We start from the raw sequence: 16,725 nt of genomic DNA on the forward strand, positions 1-16,725 counted from the left end.
TCCCTGACCGGTGAGTGAGGGAGGAGGGGTGTCGGCCAGGTGCCGGCGCCCCTCCTTCGTCGTGTCGTGGGGCACGTAACCTCCGTCCATGGACGACACGTTGCGGCGACACGACGGTGACATCGGTGAACTCCGGGGGCCCGCCCGGACCGCCGCTCTCGAAGCGCTGGTCGCGGATCTCCGTTCCCCGGATCCCCTGGTGCGCGACGAGGGCGCGTACGGCGCGGCTGTCCGCTGGATACCCGGCCTCGACGCGGTGGAGCGGCGGTGGCTCGGGGACCGTACGGCCGGGCTGTTCGACGATCCCGGCATTCAGGCGCGGGCGTTCGCTCCCCTCGTCCTGGCCCGGCTCGTGGACGCGGGGGTCTGGCGGCAGGAGTGGTGGGAGGCGTTCGCCGGGTGGTATCCCGGCGAGACCGATCTGCGCGGGTACGACTCCGAGCTCGGCTGGGTGCACGCCGCCGCGCACGGGGCCGATCTGCTGGCGGCCCTCGCCAGGTGCCCGGAGCAGGATCCCGCGCCGTTGTTCGAGCTGGCCGTCGCGCGGCTGCTGGCCGACACCGGGCAGGTCTTCGACGCGCAGGAGGACGACCGGATCGCCCGTGCGCTGGCCCAGCTCCTGTGCCGGCCCGGTCTCGCCGTCGCCGGGTCGGTGGGGTGGCTGGACGCCGTCTCGGCGGCGTTCCGGACGGGGGAGCCGGGGCCGGTTCCCCCCTGGGCCTCCAACGCCATGCGCACCCTGCGCATGCTCTACCTGCTGGTGGACCGCGGACTGCTCGCGCCCGGCGGGGACGGTCCGCCGAGCACGGTCACCCACAGGGAGGCCGTACTCGACGCCCTGGCCACCACCCTCGCGATCGTCACCCCCTACCTGCCCTCCCCTTCGGGGAGGGATCAGGTCTGACGTGTGTGGCCCATCGTCATGGTGAACGTGTCGGGGTCGTCCTCGAAGCCCTGGACGCCGGAGTGGAAGTCCCACGACCCGGCCTCGTCGCGGACGAACTCCGCGACCGTGGCCGCCGTGGAACCCAGGACGCCGCCGAAGTCGTCCTCGGCCAGCACGGTGTAGCCCTCGCGGATGCGCAGGCCTGGACTGAGGACGTTGACGAACGTCCGGTGAGTGGAGCGCTGCTGGATGATGACACCGACCACCACGCGCGCGTACTGGGCGCCCAGTCGGTCGAACTCCAGTGTCATGACCTCGTCCCAGCCGAAGCCCTTGCCGTCCTTGCTGTCCCGGTTGAGCGTGATCGTGCCGTCCGGAGAGCGGCTGTCGAAGTGCACCACATAGGCGGGATCGCCGTACGGATCGGTCGCCGGGTAGGTCGCTGCGACGATGTCGAGATCGGTGGGCGGCTGTCCCGTCGGACTCGGATCCCACTTCAGTGAGACTTCGGCCTTGCGGATCCCCTTGTTGAGGGCCTTCACAGACTTCCCTTCCCCGTTCGCCGTTGTGCTCTCGCTCCAACTGCCGGTACCTCACAGCTGGTTGTCCATCGTGCCACGCGCGCGGGGGCGCTCGCGCGGTCGTACTCCGCCCGAGCGTGACCGGCGCCACGCTGCGGGGCCTTACGATGGCGCCGTGCTGGTCAAGTGGATTCGCTGCACCGTGGTGGACCGCCGCGGTTTCGAACGGGGGCAGCGAAAGTGGGCGGGACTTCTGGGGGAGCCGGGATTCCGGGGGCAGGGCGGGGGCTGGAGCCGGGGGCGTCCCGGCGTGGCGCACGTCTTCGCCTTCTGGGAGAGCCGCGCCTTCTACGACTCCTTCATGGCCCGGTCCCATGACCGGCTCGCCACCGCGCAGTCGGGCACCTTCAAGGATCAGCAGGTCAAGCTCTTCGACCACCGTTTCGACGTGAAGACCGGCTTCGAGCCGCGCTTCACGGACTCCGACCTGGTACGGGTGGCGCACTGCCGTGTCCACGAGGAGCGCGCCGAGCACTTCGCGCTGATGCAGGAGAAGGTCTGGAACCCCGCGATGGCGGGTTCGCCCGGCATGGTGCGAGGGCTGTTCGGCGAGGCGCCGGGGCACGAGTTCCTGATCCTGTCGATGTGGCGCTCGGCCGCCGAGCACGGCAAGTACCGGGCCGAGCGGGTGGAGCGACTGGCGCTGCGGGCGCAGCTGGAGGCGGACGTCGCGGCTCTCGCCGGGGACATCGTCGAACTGGAACCCAGCTGGATAGTCTGAGGTCCGGACACTGTGCCTCGGACTCCGCCTTCCGGACTCCGTGTTCGCGACCTGCTGTGCTCCAACGCGCACGACATGTGTGACATACGCCGTATAGAGGGCGCCTGAGTGCCCGGTCGGCGTCGACCCGATCTAGGGTTTTGACATGGTAAGACCACGGCGCATCGTCCTTGTCCGGCACGGCGAGTCAATGGGCAATGCCGATGACACCGTCTACGAGCGTGAACCGGATCATGCCCTCGCGCTCACGGAACGCGGCTGGCGACAGGCGGAGGAGACCGGCAAGCGGCTGCGCGAGGTGTTCGGGCAGGAGCAGGTGAGTGTCTACGTCTCCCCCTACCGTCGGACGCATGAAACCCTGCGCGCTTTCAGTCTGAACCCCGACCACATACGCGTACGGGAGGAGCCCCGGCTGCGCGAGCAGGACTGGGGCAACTGGCAGGACCGGGACGACGTGCAGCTGCAGAAGGCGTACCGGGACGCGTACGGACACTTCTTCTACCGCTTCGCCCAGGGGGAGTCCGGAGCCGACGTGTACGACAGGGTCGGCGGCTTCCTGGAGAGCCTGTACCGCAGCTTCGAGGCCCCCGACCATCCGCCGAACGTGCTGCTGGTGACCCACGGGCTGGCCATGCGGCTGTTCTGCATGCGCTGGTTCCACTGGACGGTCGCGGAATTCGAGTCGCTGTCGAATCCGGGGAACGCGGAGATGCGGATGCTCGTTCTCGGCAGTGACGGCAGGTACACCCTTGACCGGCCGTTCGAGCGTTGGCGTGATCCGGAATCGTATGGAATCACCGGATAGAGTGGCAGGGCGATGACCGTTGATTCCTCTTCTCACGAGCGCATGGAGCGCGCCCTGGCCAGTCTGCGCGGGCTTGCGGTGGGGGATGCGCTGGGGTCGCAGTTCTTCGTGCCCGTGAACCACCCGCTGCTCAAGATCCGTGAGCTGCCGTCCGGCCCCTGGCAGTGGACGGACGACACGGAGATGGCGTGCTCCGTGGTCTCCGTGCTGGCCGTCCACCACCGCGTCGACCAGGACGCCCTGGCCCGCTCCTTCGCGGAGCACCACGACTTCGACCGCGGGTACGGTCCCGCGGTGAACCGGCTCCTGCGGCTGGTCCGGGAGGGCGGCGACTGGCGCGAGCTGGCGTCCGCCCTGTTCAACGGCCAGGGGTCCTGGGGCAACGGCGCGGCCATGCGCATCGCGCCTCTGGGTGCCTGGTACGCGGACGACCCGGAGCAGGCGACCCACCAGGCGGAGATCTCGGCCTATCCCACGCACCAGCACCGCGAGGCCGTCGTGGGAGCCATGGCCGTGGCGGCTGCCGCCGCCCTGGTGGCCGCCCCGGGCGGCCCGCCGAGTCCCGGTGCCCTCCTCGACGCGGTGATCGCGCTCGTCCCGAGGAGCGCCGTCTCGGCCGGGCTGCGGCGCGCCAAGGACATGCTGGACTACGCCGACGCGGGCACGGTCGCGGCTGTCCTGGGCTGTGGCCGGCGTACGTCGGCGCACGACACCGTGCCGTTCGCGCTCTGGTCCGCGGCGCGCGCCCTCGGTGACTACGAGGAAGCCTTCTGGGCAACGGCCCAGGTGGGCGGAGACGTGGACACGAACTGCGCCATCGTGGGCGGCGTGCTCGCCGCAGGGAAGGCAGGGGCCCCGCCGTCGGAGTGGCTGGAGCGCACGGAAGCGCTGCCGGAGTGGGTGCCCTCAGGGGCGTAGCGCGGGTGAGGATCCTCCGCGGGTGCCGGGCAGGCGGGGTGCCGCTGTGCTCGCCGTCGGTACAGGGGGTCTGGGGGCACCTGAACTGACGGCGCGTCCCCTCGGCGGGCCCGTAGTCGTCGTAACGTCTCACCGCCCCACCGCTGACCTCCTGTGGGATGCCGTCCCGCGAGCTTCCGCAAGCGGGCGGTACGTCACTCCGGTCACCGGAGATACACACCGCCGGTCGGTCGGCCGCCACCCCCTTGGTGGCGCCTGCCGGCCCGTGGCCGGGGGATCAGCCGCTGGCCGGGCCCGCGGTGCTCGCCGTACCCGCGAGGGCGTCCAGGTCGCTCTTGCGGACGCGGATCACGAAGCAGGCGGTGGCGAGGGCCAGGGCGGCCATCGCGGCGGCGGGGATGAACGCCGTGGAGATGCCGTGGGCGAGTACCTCGTGGCTCCAGGGGGCCGGAAGCTGACCGGTTTTGGCGAACTGCGCCTTCTGTCCCGCCGTCGCCTCGGCGAGGAACTTGGACACCTGTTTCCCCGCCTCGTCACGGCTGGCCGAGCCGAACACCGTCGTCAGGATGGAGAGGCCGAGCGAACCACCCACCTGCTGCGTGACGTTGAGCAGCCCGGACGCGGCGCCCGCCTCGTGCGCGGCGACCCCGGAGACGGCCGTCAGGGTCAGCGTCACGAAGTTCAGGCCCATACCGAAACCGAACACCAGCATCGGGCCCAGCACCCCGCCGACGTACGAACTGTCCGGGGTGATGAAGGCCTGCCAGGCGAGGCCGAGCGTGGCCAGTGCCGAGCCGGCCACCATGAACGGTTTGGGCCCGAGGACCGGCAGGAACCGTTGCGACAGCCCCGCGCCCGTGGCGATCGCGAAGGTCACCGGCAGGAATGCGAGGCCCGCCTCGATCGGCGTGTACAGCAGCACGTTCTGCACGAAGAGGACGATGAAGAAGAACATGCCGAACATCGCCGCGGCCAGGCTCAGCATGATCACGTAGGTGCCCGAGCGGTTGCGGTCGGCGAACATCTTCAGCGGGGTGATCGGCTCCTTGGCGCGCATCTCCACGAGGACGAAGACGGCCAGCAGGACCACTGCCGTGGCGAAGGACGCCAGGGTCAGGCTGTCCCGCCAGCCCTTCTCCGCCGCGCGGATGAAGCCGTAAACGAGGGACGCCATGCCCAGCGTCGAGGTCAGCGCGCCCACGAAGTCGAAGCGGCCCGGGTGACGTTCGGACTCGCCGATGTACATCGGCGTGAGCACGGCGATCAGAATGCCGATCGGTACGTTGACGAAGAGCACCCAGCGCCAGTTGAGCCACTCCGTGAGCATGCCGCCGGCGAGCAGACCGACGGCGCCGCCGCCGGCCGACACGGCGGCGAAGACACCGAACGCCCGGTTGCGCTCCGGGCCTTCGGCGAACGTGGTGGTGATGAGCGCCAGCGCGGTGGGCGAGGCTATCGCCCCGCCCACGCCCTGCAGAGCCCGCGCGGCCAGCAACTGCCAGGGCTCCTGGGCGAGTCCGCCCAGCAGGGAGGCGGCGATGAACAGCAGGATGCCGGTCATGAAGACCCGGCGGCGGCCGAGGATGTCACCGGCCCGCCCGCCGAGCAGCAGCAGGCCGCCGAACGTGAGCGTGTAGGCGCTGACCACCCACGTGAGGTCGGTGGTGCTGAACTTGAGAGAGGCTTGAATGTGCGGCAGCGCGATGTTCACAATCGTCGCGTCGAGTACCACCATGAGTTGGCAGGCCGCGATGACGGTGAGCGCTATGCCGGGATGCCCCTCCCGGCGGGCCGCACCTGGCTTCTGGTCTTTCGGCAACGAAGAGGTAGTCACCATGGGTCCCCCATAGGAGCAATAGTGAACGCTCGCGTTCACTGTCGCGTCGAACGGTAGTGAGTCCCCGACAGTGAACGCAAGCGTTCACTGAAGCCGCCGCCGTGTTGTGTCCCGGTCGCCCGGGTAATCTCAGCGATCCACCTCGCCGACGATCCCCTCAATACCGACAATCCTTATAAATGCTCGCACTCCCCGCTCTCCCCTGCACCCTGCCCGCTGGAGACACTCAGATGGTTACCTCGCGCTGGACGGCCGCCCCCGCCCAGGCGGCCTCCCCCCGACGGCGCGGCGCCGTGCTCGAACGCGCGATCCTCGATGCCGCCCTGGAACAGCTCAGCACGGTCGGCTGGAACGGGCTCACGATGGAGGGCGTTGCCGCCGGCGCCCAGACCGGCAAGGCCGCGGTCTACCGGCGCTGGCCCTCCAAGGAGGATCTCGTCGCGGACGCGCTGCAGGCCGGGCTGCCGAGCTTCGATCGGGCGCCCGACCTCGGGAGCGTGCGGGACGACCTTCTGGAGCTGTGCCGGCAGGTGCGGGAGACCATGTTCTCGCGCCCCGGATTCGCGCTGCGCTCGGTGATTCACGAATGCGACAGCCCCCAGGCGGAGCGCTTTCAGAGTGTGATCTTCCGGGCGCTCCTCGAGCCCTCGGCGAGACTTCTCCGGGAGATCATCGACCGCGGGATCGAGCGGGGAGAGACCCGCCCCGACGCTGCCAATGGCTACGTCTTCGACGCCATTCCAGCGATGATGATGTACCGCACAAAGGTGTGCGCGAGCGAATGGGAGGAGCGGGACATCGAGGAGATGATCGACCGGTTGATGGTTCCGCTGCTGCGGGCGGACCGTGCCTGAAGCCACCTCCGAAGGCCGTCGGGGGGTGCCTCACGGTGACCCTCAAGTCGCTTGGGGGAGCCGGGTGTCGCGTGGCCTTCCGGGCGGCGTACGCTAAGACCGCCATGCCGTACGAAGCACCCACCCACACTGTCGAGCGCTCCCTGCGCGCCACGACCGGAGCGAAGGTCGTCGCCGGCGTCGACGAGGTCGGGCGGGGCGCGTGGGCCGGTCCTGTCACCGTCTGCGCGGCGGTCACCGGTCTGCGGCGGCCCCCCGAGGGACTCACCGACTCCAAGCTCCTCGCGGTCAAGCGGCGTACCCAACTCGCGGAGGTACTGCGGGAATGGGTGACGTCGTACGCATTGGGGCACGCCTCCCACGAAGAGATCGACGACCTGGGGATGACGGCCGCGCTGCGGCTCGCCGCGGAGCGCGCCCTGGAGGCCTTGCCGGTCCGTCCGGATGCGGTCATCCTCGATGGGAAGCACGACTACCTGGGGTCGCCGTGGCAGGTCCGTACGGTGATCAAGGGTGACCAGTCGTGCGTGGCGGTCGCGGCCGCGTCCGTGATCGCCAAGGTCCAGCGCGACAAAATGATGGCCGAACTGGGTGTCGACCATGCAGACTTCAATTTTGCGGCCAATGCCGGGTATCCGTCGCCCGTGCACAGGGCCGCGCTGGAGGAGCGGGGCCCCACCCCGTACCACCGGCTGTCGTGGGCGTATCTTGATGCGCTGCCCCAGTGGCGGCACCTGAAGAAGGCCCGCAGTTGGGCGAGCGGGAACGCTCCGGAGATCGAGGGCCAGCTCGGCTTCGACTTCTGACGTCTCCGTTCGCACTCATGCGCCACCCACCGACGCGAGTCGCACCGGTGTTTGATAAATATCAAGTCATGCCTCTCATTCCCGAGGAGCCTCAGATTCACGAGAGTGCCCAGGGTCCCCGCGTCGCTCCGGCCAGTGGCCACAGCGCGCCGACCCCCCGTCCCGTACCCGGCCCGCGCCCCGCGGCATCGCCGCGTCCCGGCCGTCCGGGTCCCTTCCGGCCCACCGCGCCGGCCCAGCGTGCACCGCACGACGCGCCCGCGGCCGTGGCTTCGACCGCCGGCGCGGTCAAGCCCGGGCCGCCCGCGGCTCCGGCCGCCCCTGTCCCTTCCATCCCTTCCGCGCCCGCCTCCAAGGCCCCGGTGACCCCGAAGATCCAGCTGGTCCCGGCCTCGGCCGAGGGCGCGCTGGACGCTGCCGAGGAAGCCGTCGACCTGCTCCTGGACTCGGGTCGGGCCCCCGGTGAGGTGCTGGTGATCACCACCGGCGATCCGCACCCGTGGGCCGCGCACGAGCTGTCCTTCGGTGAGGGCCCGTACTGGGCGCAGCACGACGCGGGTGACGACGTCTTCTATGCCGACGCCGCCGCTCTGAGCCGTGCAGCCTCCCGTCCCGTGGTCGTTGTCGCCGTCAACGGCGGTGCCGACACGGCGACGGCCGCGGCCCTTCCCCTGGCCCTCGGCCGAGCCGGCGCCCTGCTGATCTGCTGTGGTGACCCGCAGCTGATCAACTCGGTGCTGGGCGCGGGGGTCTGAGCCGGTTCCGGTTCGTCCGAGCAGCTTCGGGAACCACCCGGGTCAGCCGGTCCAGCGACACCGGACCGGCTGACGGAGGTCTCCTGTAGCGATGACCGTACGGCGGGCGATCCGGCGTGCCCCGACGCGGAAACGCCGGGAACGCGCCGGCTGCCGTGCGGGGCTTCGGCATGTCCTGCCCTCGACGACCGGAAACCGGCGTACGGGAGAGTCGTAAGCGACAGGGGTACGCGCGCGTACCCCTGCTTGTCGCGCGTCGGCCGCCGTCCGGGCGAGTGGTGGTGCTGCCCGCGTCTCTAGGCGAGTCGCGTGGATCGTGTGCTGCCCGCGCGCGGGTTCTCGCTGCCGTACGTCGTACCGGCGGACGCCGTTGTCCGCGGTGACTGTCTGTGTACGACGTGGACGTCACCCTGGCCGACTGGCGCAGTCGTACGGGGTGGTCGGCCGCTGCGCGTCGGTGTCAGCGGGCTGCCGCGCGGCGCAGGATGTCCGAGGCGGCGCCTCCGGTGCGTGGCATCGGCAGCGGCGGCGGTGCCTCGGACATGGCGAACGGCTCCGGTGGCGAGTCCGCGTTGGGACGCCGCCCGCCGCGGCCCTCACCGAGCACCTGCCAGCCGTCGCGGGTCAGCGTGATGTACGCGCCGCAGCGCAGCCCGTGCAGGGTGCAGGCGTCACGCAGACCCCACATCCACGCGCCGTCCTCCTCCGTCCAACGGGCGTCGCCGTCACGGCAGTAGAGCAGGACGGCGGTGCGCACCGGAGTACGCCGACGCAGGTCGTGCGGGATGACCCGACGCAGCTGCGCGAGCAGTGAGTTGCGGAACATCCAGCCGTCGGCCGGTGCCGAGCGACGGGTGAACGAGGCACTCGCCCGCAACCGCTCGTCCGCATCGAGGACGGCCACGATCGCGGTCGCGGGCCCGGGACGGTGCCGCGCGTGCAGTCCGCTGACGACCTCGCGGGGATTGCGCAGCAGGGGAATCCCGGCTGCGGCCCACTCCGCGGGTTCGAGCATGCGGGCGGCTGAGTTGGTGGAAGCGGCGGACAGGTCGGCAGACGTCGACATGGATGCCGCGGGGGACGGAGCGAATCCGAAGGTCACAGTCCTCCCTTCGGCTACGCGCCCACACTGCGGGCGGGAGATCGGACTTGGGGGAGCGCACACCGCAGGGGAGCCCTGCCGGACCACGGACCTGCCGTGCGGGGAGCGGACTCCAATTCTTGCTGCCGAACTGGGTTGCGGCAACGAGCAAATGGGGCCACCGACCGGCTTCTGGTGATCTGTGGATTATATCCCTGCCAGGTGTGTCATTTGTAGATGGCTGGGGTGGCAGGGAACGGGGCGTTCGTCCGCTTGTTCGGCCTGGTTCATGTCCCCTTCACGGGCAGGGCGGGGCGCGGACCAGTGGCGACCCCCGTGCGCGGCTTTCCGTCGGACCATCCGGGCCGTCACCGCGAGGGTCCACCCGGTCACAGCGAAGTCGTCCGAAAGGAGGAGATGCGGCGGCGGGGGCGGGGTGGAAGGGCCGTGCCTGCTTCGGGGCGGCCATGAGGATTGGGCCGATGTCAGTGCTGTGGGGTTGCATGGGGGCATGAGTAACCAGGAGCTGCGTGCAGAAGCCGACGCCGTCCTCGCTGAGCTGGTCGGTGCCCCGGAGGGTTCGGCGCGGTTGCGGGAGGACCAGTGGCAGGCGGTGGCCGCCCTGGTGGAGGAGCGCCGGCGCGCCCTGGTCGTGCAGCGCACCGGCTGGGGCAAGTCGGCGGTGTACTTCGTCGCGACGGCTCTGCTGCGGCGGCGTGGCTCCGGCCCGACGGTGATCGTCTCCCCGTTGCTGGCGTTGATGCGAAACCAGGTCGACTCGGCGGCCCGGGCAGGCATTCGGGCGCGCACGATCAACTCGGCCAACCCGGAGGAGTGGGAGACCATCTACGGGGAGGTCGAGCGCGGAGAGACCGATGTCCTCCTGGTCAGTCCGGAACGTCTCAACTCCGTGGATTTCCGCGATCAGGTCCTGCCCAGGCTCGCGGCCACGACCGGTCTGCTGGTGGTCGACGAGGCGCACTGCATCTCCGACTGGGGACACGATTTCCGCCCCGACTACCGCCGGTTGCGCACGATGCTTGCGGAGCTGCCGGCAGGTGTGCCGGTGCTGGCCACGACGGCGACCGCGAACGCGCGGGTGACGGCTGATGTGGCCGAGCAACTCGGCACGGGGGGCGGCGACGCCCTGGTGCTGCGGGGGCCGCTGGACCGGGAGAGCCTGCGGCTGGGCGTGCTGGAGCTGCCGGACGCGGCGCATCGGCTGGCGTGGCTGGGCGAGCGGCTCGGGGATCTGCCGGGCTCGGGGATCATCTACACGCTCACGGTGGCGGCGGCCGAGGAGGTCGCGGCGTTCCTGCGGCAGCGTGGGTATCCGGTGGCCTCGTACACGGGGAAGTCCGAGAACGCCGACCGGTTGCAGGCGGAGGAGGACCTGCTGGCCAACCGGGTGAAGGCGCTCGTGGCGACATCGGCACTCGGGATGGGCTTCGACAAACCGGACCTGGGGTTCGTGGTGCACCTGGGATCGCCCTCGTCCCCGATCGCCTACTACCAGCAGGTGGGGCGTGCGGGTCGTGGCGTGGATCATGCGGACGTGCTGCTGCTGCCGGGGCGGGAGGACGAGGCGATCTGGGCGTACTTCGCGTCGGTGGGCTTCCCTCCCGAGGAACAGGTCCGGCGCACCCTGCAGGTTCTGGAGGGCGCTGGGCGTCCGCTGTCCCTGCCGGCGCTGGAACCGCTGGTGGATCTTCGGCGTTCGCGGCTGGAGACGATGCTGAAGGTCCTGGACGTGGACGGAGCGGTCAAGCGCGTCAAGGGGGGCTGGACCGCGACAGGGCAGCCATGGGCGTACGACGCCGAGCGTTACGCCTGGGTCGCCAAACAGCGGGCTGCCGAGCAGCAGGCCATGCGGGACTACGTGGCGACCTCCGGGTGTCGGATGGAGTTCCTGCAGCGGCAGCTCGACGACGAGAAGGCGGTTCCGTGCGGTCGGTGCGACACGTGCGCCGGGCCCTGGCTCGATCCCTCCGTGTCCTCCGGCGCTCTCGCGGGTGCGACGGGTGAACTGGACCGTCCCGGGGTCGAGGTCGAGCCGCGCCGGATGTGGCCCTCGGGCATGGCGGCGGTCGGGGTGGACCTCAAGGGCCGTATCCCCGTGGGTCGTCAGGCGGCCACCGGGCGGGCGCTGGGCAGGCTGTCGGACATCGGCTGGGGCAACCGACTGCGTCCGCTGCTGTCGGAACAGGCTGCGGACGGGCCGGTGCCGGACGACGTGCTGGCCGCTGTCGTGACGGTGGTGGCGGACTGGGCCCGCTCACCTGGCGGCTGGGCCGGCGCTGGTCCGGACGCGATGGCACGGCCGGTGGGGATCGTCGCCATGCCCTCCCGTACCCGCCCTCAGCTCGTCTCCTCCCTGGCCGGGGGTCTGGCCCGGGTCGGCAGGCTGCCGCTGCTGGGCAGCCTCGCCTACACCCCGCAGGCCGGCGAGTACGCGGCGCACCGCAGTAACTCCGCCCAGCGGCTGCGTGCACTGGCCGCCTCGTTCACCGTGCCCGACGAACTCGCGGCAGCCCTGGCGGGCACCCCCGGCCCGGTCCTGCTCGTCGACGACTACACCGACTCCGGCTGGACCCTGGCTGTGGGCGCCCGCCTCCTGCGCCAGACAGGAGCAGACCAGGTCCTTCCCCTCACCCTTGCCGTGGCGGGGTGAGCGGGTCGCCTCCCGCCGGGTCCGCCGGCGTCAGCTCCGCCGGCAAGGGCTCCCGGTCAACGGCCAGGTCAGTGGCGCAACTTCACCTTGCTGAGCGCGGCGACACCGAGGGCCGCGAGGGCGATCTGGATGAGCCACTCGACCCAGTCGACGCCATCGGTGTCGGCGACGTCGAGGCCGGCGGCGATGCCGCTTCCGATGAACGCGGCGATGATGCCGATTCCGATCGTCCACAGGATGCCGATGCGCTGGCGTCCGGGTACGACGAGCCGGCCGAGGACACCGATCACGATGCCGATGACGATCGCACTGATGACGCCTGAGATCTCCATGTCCGGTATGCCACCTCACCTTTGTCCATTGGTGACGTGCGAGTGCCCGTTCGAAGCGGCGAGTAACGCCCCTTGACGTGTCCCTGGTCGGAGTTATCCACAGGCCCAAGCGGAACTCGCGAATCCGCGAGATCGTCAACGCATGACGAATCACAGCGAAACGCATCAGGTCACCCTGCGTACTCCGGCCGAACTGGCCGACGCCCTGCCCTATCTGCTGGGCTATCACCCCGAGGACAGCATCGTCCTGGTCGCGCTGCACGACAGGGACGGGCGCGGCCGGTTCGGCGGCCGTGCGCGGCTCGGAATTCCGGCGAACCCTGAAGACTGGCCCGCCGTGGCACAGCAGTTGACACACGGTCTGGTCACCGGAAGTGAGCGCAGGGGCGCACGCCCCGAGAGCATGGTCGTGTACCTCTGTCAGGAACCGGCGGCGGGCGAAGCACGGCTCCAGGTGAGGGAACGGCTGCGCCCACTCGCCCAGTTGCTGCGCACCGAATGCGGCCTGCTCGACGTACCGGTGGTCGAGGCTCTGTGCATCGCGGACAACCGCTTCTGGTCCTACTGCTGTGTGACGCCCGAGTGCTGTCCGGACGACGGAGTGCCCATGGGCCTGCCCGGCACCTCGGTGCTGGCCGCCGCCGCGACCTATGCCGGCCTGCAGGTGCGAGGGACGCTGGGTGAGCTGAGGGCCAGGTTCCACCCCTGGGAGACCGCCGCGGCGCTGGAACAGGAACGCGTCCTCGACACAGCGAACGCCCGCCTGGTCCCGCGGATCCTCGACGACGTGAGCCGTGCGGACGTGGCTGAGGAAACCCTGCGCCAGGCGCGACGGGTCATGAGCCGATTCGCCGACGCACCCGCCGCCTCCGGCACGCTCTCGGCAGACCTCCGCGACGACGAACTGCTCGCACACGACGAGGCCGCAACGCTGATTCTGGGCCTCCAGGACCGTACGACCCGCGATCGCGCGGCGGAGTGGATGGAGGGCGACGAGGCGACACCGGCCCTGCGCCTCTGGCGGGCTCTCGCCCGCCGCTGTGTCGGGCCCTACCGCGAGCACGCGGCGGCCCCTCTGACGCTGGCCGGCTGGGTCGCCTGGTCGACCGGCGATGAACTGGAGGCCAGGGAAGCCCTGGCCATGGCACTCGGCGCGGACCCCGGTTACCTGTTCGCCCGCCTGCTGCACCAGGCCTGCAACGAGGGCTTGGATCCGGAGTCGATCCGCCGCTGTCTGCGCGCGGAGCGCGGCGGCCGAGTTCGCCCGGCCGACGGGCGGTCCGGGACGATGCCGGACAGCGAGCGGATCGGTGCCGGCGAGGCGTACGAGGACACGGGCAGCGGCTGGGGTGAGTACCTGGAGGGATTCGAGGCCGCCGACGGCTTCGAGGCAACGAGCGGTGCCGAATGCGCGGAGGGGACCGACAGCCACGGCCTGCCCGTCGCCGGTACGGAACCCACGCCGCCCCGCGACGGTGTCCCGGGCGCCCCGTCCTGCTCGACGTCGATCAGCGGCGCCACCCGGGCGCTGGAGTCGGCCACGAGGCGTCGACGTCGGGTGGGCCCCGCCGATGGCGCCGAGACGCATCCCCGTGCCAGGAGGGCGGGCGGAAGCCGGCCCCAGCCACTGGGCAAGCCCGTCGTACGTCGGCACGGCGGCCCGGGCACGGGGGAAGCCGCCCCTCGCGGCCACCGCGCGAGGGGGGACGACGGGTGAACAGGGGCGGAGCAATGCGCAGGCCTGCTGGCCGCTGCCTTGTGCCTGGCCGACGGATCGGCGCGGGCGGGGCAGGCGGCGGGAGGCCGAAGGGCGACGGGACGGGCGTTCGGCGACCAGGCGACCCTGCACCGGTCGGCGGACGGTCCGGCAACGGTGGAACCCGCGACCGGCGATTGAGCAACGGCAGTGCGTCCCACGTACTGACCGACGCCAGGGCGGCCCACAATCACCTCACCATCCCGACCACGGCGGACAGCGCCACGGCGGACAACCGTCGCGGTCGTCCCGGCACCGGCCGGACGCATGCCCCGCCCCACCGCCATTCGGTCGGCTTGTCCCGCCGGAGGCGTGACTCGGGCAAGCCCCGGTCCGTTCACCTGAGTGGCGGAACCCTTGGACGGGCCGAGCCGCCGCATCACCCCTGTCCTGCCGAAGCCCCCTACCGGGCGCCGAGCGCGCCCTCGGCGCCCAGAGCGCAGAAGAAGCCGCCCATGCACCCGCCGACCCCGCCCTCGGCCGCCGACGACGACCGCCGTGCCGCAGGCACACCCACGTCGCCCTTGCGGGGAGGTGGCGGCGGACCACCCGGCAACGCGGGGGACCCGCGCGGCTCGGAGCCACGCTTCCCGGGCACCGGGCGCCCCTCCACGCCTCCGGCGAGGAGCGCGCTGCCGCCGTTCGACCAGCCTCCCTCTTCCCGGCCGTCGCTCGCCCCGTCCCCTGCCGCCCGCCGTCCCGCCCAGTTGCCCCCGACCCACACCGCCCTGATCTGCGTTGCCCTTCCCGGGCTCGCGATCTCCACGGACCAGGGGCAGCTCACCGGCCGAGGACTGGAGGGCTTCTATCGCGGGGGCAGGCGCGTGCTCTCCCGGTGCCAGGTGCGCGTGGCCGGCCGTGAACCGCTCGCGGTACAGGCCCGGATGACCGCCGCCGACAGCGCCCGCTTCGTCGGGACGTTACGTGTCTCCCCGGACGGTGGCCCGGACCCCGACCTCGTCGTCGAACGCATCCGCCACGCGGACGGCACCGAGCGGATCACCCTGCACAGTTCGGCGCCGCGCCCGCTGCGCCTGCCGGTCGAGGTATCACTCGGCACCGACCTGGCGGACCTGGGCATGATCGCGTCCGGCACCGCCGGCCCAGAACTGCCCGCCAGCGTCCACGCCTCCGGCCTGCGCTGGTCCCGCGCCACCGGTGGGGCGGCCGTCACGGCCGAACCGCCCCCCGCCGACGCGCTGGCCTCCGCGGGCCTGCTGCGCTGGGAGCTCGACCTTCCCCCCGGCGGTTCCACGACCCTGGAACTGCGCGTACGGCAGGACGGCGCGGGACCCGTCCGGGCCGTGGGCCGCGCGGCGACAAGCCCCCTCGCCCCGGCTCGGGCCACCGGCGACGACCCACGCGTCGAGGCGCTGCTGCGGACCAGCATCGAAGACCTGCAGGCGCTGCTCCTGCGCGACTCCGCGCATCCCAGTGGCATCCATCTCGCGGCGGGGGCACCGTGGCGCTGCGGGATGGCCCCGGCCGAGGCTCTCGCCGCCGCCCGGATGACGCTCCCCCTCGGCACCGGGCTCGCGGTGGGCACGCTGCGAGCCCTCGCCCGCACCCAGCTCCCTGGGCCGGGCCCGAGGTCCGGCATGCTTCCTGGCCCGCGCCGGGACGCGGGCCCACATCTGCCACCTGGCTGTACAGGCACGGAAGCCACGCTGCTCTTCCCCGTGCTCCTGGCCGAGGCCCGTCGCTGGGGACTCCCGGAACAGGCGACCGAGGAACTGCTCCCGACCGCCGAGCGCTGTCTGACCTGGCTTCGCACGACCGTGGGCGACGGAACCTACCTGCCCGATCCGCAACCGGGCGGCCCGCTGCGCTGCGAGACGCAGGCCCACGCACATCGCGCCGCCCTCCTCGGCGCCGATCTTCTCGACGCGTACGGCCGACCGGGCGGCGCCGGGCTGAGGCAGTGGGCCCAGGAGTTGCGCACCGCGTTCAGGGCCGAGTTCTGGGTCGAGGACCGGGGTGGCGGCAGACCCGCCGCCGCCCGAACGCCGGACGGGCGTGTCGTGCCGCACTTCGGTGCGATCGCCGCCCATCTCCTCGACACCGGTCTGCTGGGCGAGGGCGAGCCGGCCCCCGGACTGCTCGACAAGGTGCAGACCGAACAGCTCGCCCGTCTGTTCGGCAGCCCGGCCATGGACTCCGGCTGGGGGCTGCGCGGCCTGGGGGTCAAAGAGGGGGGCTACAACCCGTTCGGCCACCGGAGCGGTGCCGTACGGGTCCAGGAGACCGCGGTGGCCGTCGCGGGCCTGGCCACCGCCGGGTACGAGAAGGAGGCGAGCTCGCTGCTGCGCGGCCTCCTGGCGGCGGCCGACACGTTCGGATACCGGCTGCCGGAGATGTACGCGGGGGAGCAGCGCGCGGAAGGGAGCGCGCCGTTGCCCCACCCGGCGGCCTGCCGACCGTCGGCCACCGCTGCCGCCTCCGGGGTGCTGCTGCTCGCGACCCTGACCGGTGTCCGTCCGGACGCTCCGGCGAGCACGGTCATGCTCCGCCCGGTACGCAGCGTGCCGTTGGGTGAGATCGGCCTGACGGGGCTGCGGATCGCAGGTGCCCCCTTCTCGGTCCGGGTCAGTCGGCTCGGCGTCGCCATGGTCGAGGAGGCTGCCGCAGGACTGCAATTGCGAGCGTGACCTCGCACGAGCCGTCTCCGGAGGACGACCGGGAGCAGCTGTGACACCGCTGCCTGACCACCGTGGACCAGTCA

14 protein-coding genes are annotated in these 16,725 nt (G+C 71.5%); 10 read left to right on the forward strand and 4 right to left on the reverse strand.

All coding sequences use genetic code 11. The features are described from left to right. Positions 1 to 88 precede the first annotated feature (88 nt). Complete coding sequence (locus OG241_RS40920; protein ID WP_405822892.1) at positions 89 to 904, forward strand: DUF2785 domain-containing protein; 816 nt, start codon at positions 89 to 91, stop codon at positions 902 to 904. On the opposite strand, the gene OG241_RS40925 is transcribed toward OG241_RS40920, so the two are convergent. Further along, complete coding sequence (locus OG241_RS40925; protein WP_405822894.1) at positions 895 to 1,428, reverse strand: TerD family protein; 534 nt, start codon at positions 1,426 to 1,428, stop codon at positions 895 to 897. The genes OG241_RS40920 and OG241_RS40925 overlap by 10 nt on opposite strands. Before the next feature lie 154 nt (positions 1,429 to 1,582). Here OG241_RS40925 and OG241_RS40930 point away from each other — a divergent pair, with 154 nt between their 5' ends. The 3 genes from OG241_RS40930 (at position 1,583) to OG241_RS40940 (ending at position 3,911) form a co-directional block, all read left to right on the forward strand. Next, entirely contained in the window at positions 1,583 to 2,188 is a 606-nt protein-coding gene (locus OG241_RS40930) for a YdbC family protein (RefSeq protein WP_044473835.1), read from the forward strand. A gap of 145 nt (positions 2,189 to 2,333) precedes the next feature. After that, positions 2,334 to 2,993: a histidine phosphatase family protein gene (locus OG241_RS40935; RefSeq protein WP_405822896.1), complete on the forward strand. Its 660-nt coding sequence runs from the start codon at positions 2,334 to 2,336 to the stop codon at positions 2,991 to 2,993. A gap of 12 nt (positions 2,994 to 3,005) precedes the next feature. After that, positions 3,006 to 3,911, forward strand: coding sequence for an ADP-ribosylglycohydrolase family protein (locus OG241_RS40940; protein WP_405822898.1), 906 nt, complete (start codon positions 3,006 to 3,008; stop codon positions 3,909 to 3,911). 277 nt (positions 3,912 to 4,188) lie between these two features. On the opposite strand, the gene OG241_RS40945 is transcribed toward OG241_RS40940, so the two are convergent. Next, entirely contained in the window at positions 4,189 to 5,745 is a 1,557-nt protein-coding gene (locus OG241_RS40945) for an MFS transporter (RefSeq protein ID WP_405826716.1), read from the reverse strand. A gap of 233 nt (positions 5,746 to 5,978) precedes the next feature. Between OG241_RS40945 and OG241_RS40950 the strand changes: the two genes are divergently transcribed. The 3 genes from OG241_RS40950 to OG241_RS40960 all read left to right on the forward strand — a co-directional run bounded on the left by OG241_RS40950 (position 5,979) and on the right by OG241_RS40960 (position 8,163). Next, positions 5,979 to 6,602: a TetR/AcrR family transcriptional regulator gene (locus OG241_RS40950; RefSeq protein WP_405822900.1), complete on the forward strand. Its 624-nt coding sequence runs from the start codon at positions 5,979 to 5,981 to the stop codon at positions 6,600 to 6,602. A 104-nt stretch (positions 6,603 to 6,706) separates the two neighbouring features. Continuing rightward, positions 6,707 to 7,408, forward strand: coding sequence for a ribonuclease HII (locus tag OG241_RS40955; RefSeq protein WP_405822901.1), 702 nt, complete (start codon positions 6,707 to 6,709; stop codon positions 7,406 to 7,408). Between the two features lie 68 nt (positions 7,409 to 7,476). Continuing rightward, positions 7,477 to 8,163 carry a hypothetical protein gene (locus OG241_RS40960; RefSeq protein WP_405822903.1) on the forward strand — a complete coding sequence of 229 codons (687 nt, stop codon included), beginning with the start codon at positions 7,477 to 7,479 and terminating at the stop codon, positions 8,161 to 8,163. A 460-nt stretch (positions 8,164 to 8,623) separates the two neighbouring features. Here OG241_RS40960 and OG241_RS40965 read toward each other — a convergent pair whose 3' ends face one another. Next, entirely contained in the window at positions 8,624 to 9,265 is a 642-nt protein-coding gene (locus tag OG241_RS40965; protein WP_405822905.1) for a hypothetical protein, read from the reverse strand. Positions 9,266 to 9,755: 490 nt separating this feature from the next. Here OG241_RS40965 and OG241_RS40970 point away from each other — a divergent pair, with 490 nt between their 5' ends. Next, positions 9,756 to 11,915 (forward strand): DEAD/DEAH box helicase, encoded by a 2,160-nt coding sequence (locus OG241_RS40970; RefSeq protein ID WP_405822906.1) that lies wholly within the window; start codon positions 9,756 to 9,758, stop codon positions 11,913 to 11,915. 68 nt (positions 11,916 to 11,983) lie between these two features. Here OG241_RS40970 and OG241_RS40975 read toward each other — a convergent pair whose 3' ends face one another. Continuing rightward, on the reverse strand, positions 11,984 to 12,247 hold the full coding sequence (locus tag OG241_RS40975; protein WP_405822908.1) for a GlsB/YeaQ/YmgE family stress response membrane protein: 264 nt from the start codon (positions 12,245 to 12,247) through the stop codon (positions 11,984 to 11,986). A 142-nt stretch (positions 12,248 to 12,389) separates the two neighbouring features. Here OG241_RS40975 and OG241_RS40980 point away from each other — a divergent pair, with 142 nt between their 5' ends. Next, positions 12,390 to 13,964: a DUF4192 domain-containing protein gene (locus OG241_RS40980; RefSeq protein WP_405822910.1), complete on the forward strand. Its 1,575-nt coding sequence runs from the start codon at positions 12,390 to 12,392 to the stop codon at positions 13,962 to 13,964. Between the two features lie 494 nt (positions 13,965 to 14,458). After that, positions 14,459 to 16,651 (forward strand): glycogen debranching N-terminal domain-containing protein, encoded by a 2,193-nt coding sequence (locus OG241_RS40985; protein WP_405822911.1) that lies wholly within the window; start codon positions 14,459 to 14,461, stop codon positions 16,649 to 16,651. Positions 16,652 to 16,725 lie beyond the last annotated feature (74 nt).

It is taken from the genome of Streptomyces sp. NBC_01390 (assembly GCF_045040105.1).
GTDB lineage: Bacteria > Actinomycetota > Actinomycetes > Streptomycetales > Streptomycetaceae > Streptomyces.

Excerpts from the sequence above, each read along its gene's own strand:
- OG241_RS40920 (WP_405822892.1), top strand. The coding sequence starts at position 89 with ATGGACGACACGTTGCGGCGACACGACGGTGACATCGGTGAACTCCGG.
- OG241_RS40935 (WP_405822896.1), top strand. The coding sequence starts at position 2,334 with ATGGTAAGACCACGGCGCATCGTCCTTGTCCGGCACGGCGAGTCAATG.
- OG241_RS40940 (WP_405822898.1), top strand. The coding sequence starts at position 3,006 with ATGACCGTTGATTCCTCTTCTCACGAGCGCATGGAGCGCGCCCTGGCC.
- OG241_RS40950 (WP_405822900.1), top strand. The coding sequence starts at position 5,979 with ATGGTTACCTCGCGCTGGACGGCCGCCCCCGCCCAGGCGGCCTCCCCC.
- OG241_RS40955 (WP_405822901.1), top strand. The coding sequence starts at position 6,707 with ATGCCGTACGAAGCACCCACCCACACTGTCGAGCGCTCCCTGCGCGCC.
- OG241_RS40960 (WP_405822903.1), top strand. The coding sequence starts at position 7,477 with ATGCCTCTCATTCCCGAGGAGCCTCAGATTCACGAGAGTGCCCAGGGT.
- OG241_RS40970 (WP_405822906.1), top strand. The coding sequence starts at position 9,756 with ATGAGTAACCAGGAGCTGCGTGCAGAAGCCGACGCCGTCCTCGCTGAG.
- OG241_RS40975 (WP_405822908.1), bottom strand. The coding sequence starts at position 12,247 with ATGGAGATCTCAGGCGTCATCAGTGCGATCGTCATCGGCATCGTGATC.
- OG241_RS40980 (WP_405822910.1), top strand. The coding sequence starts at position 12,390 with ATGACGAATCACAGCGAAACGCATCAGGTCACCCTGCGTACTCCGGCC.
- OG241_RS40985 (WP_405822911.1), top strand. The coding sequence starts at position 14,459 with ATGCACCCGCCGACCCCGCCCTCGGCCGCCGACGACGACCGCCGTGCC.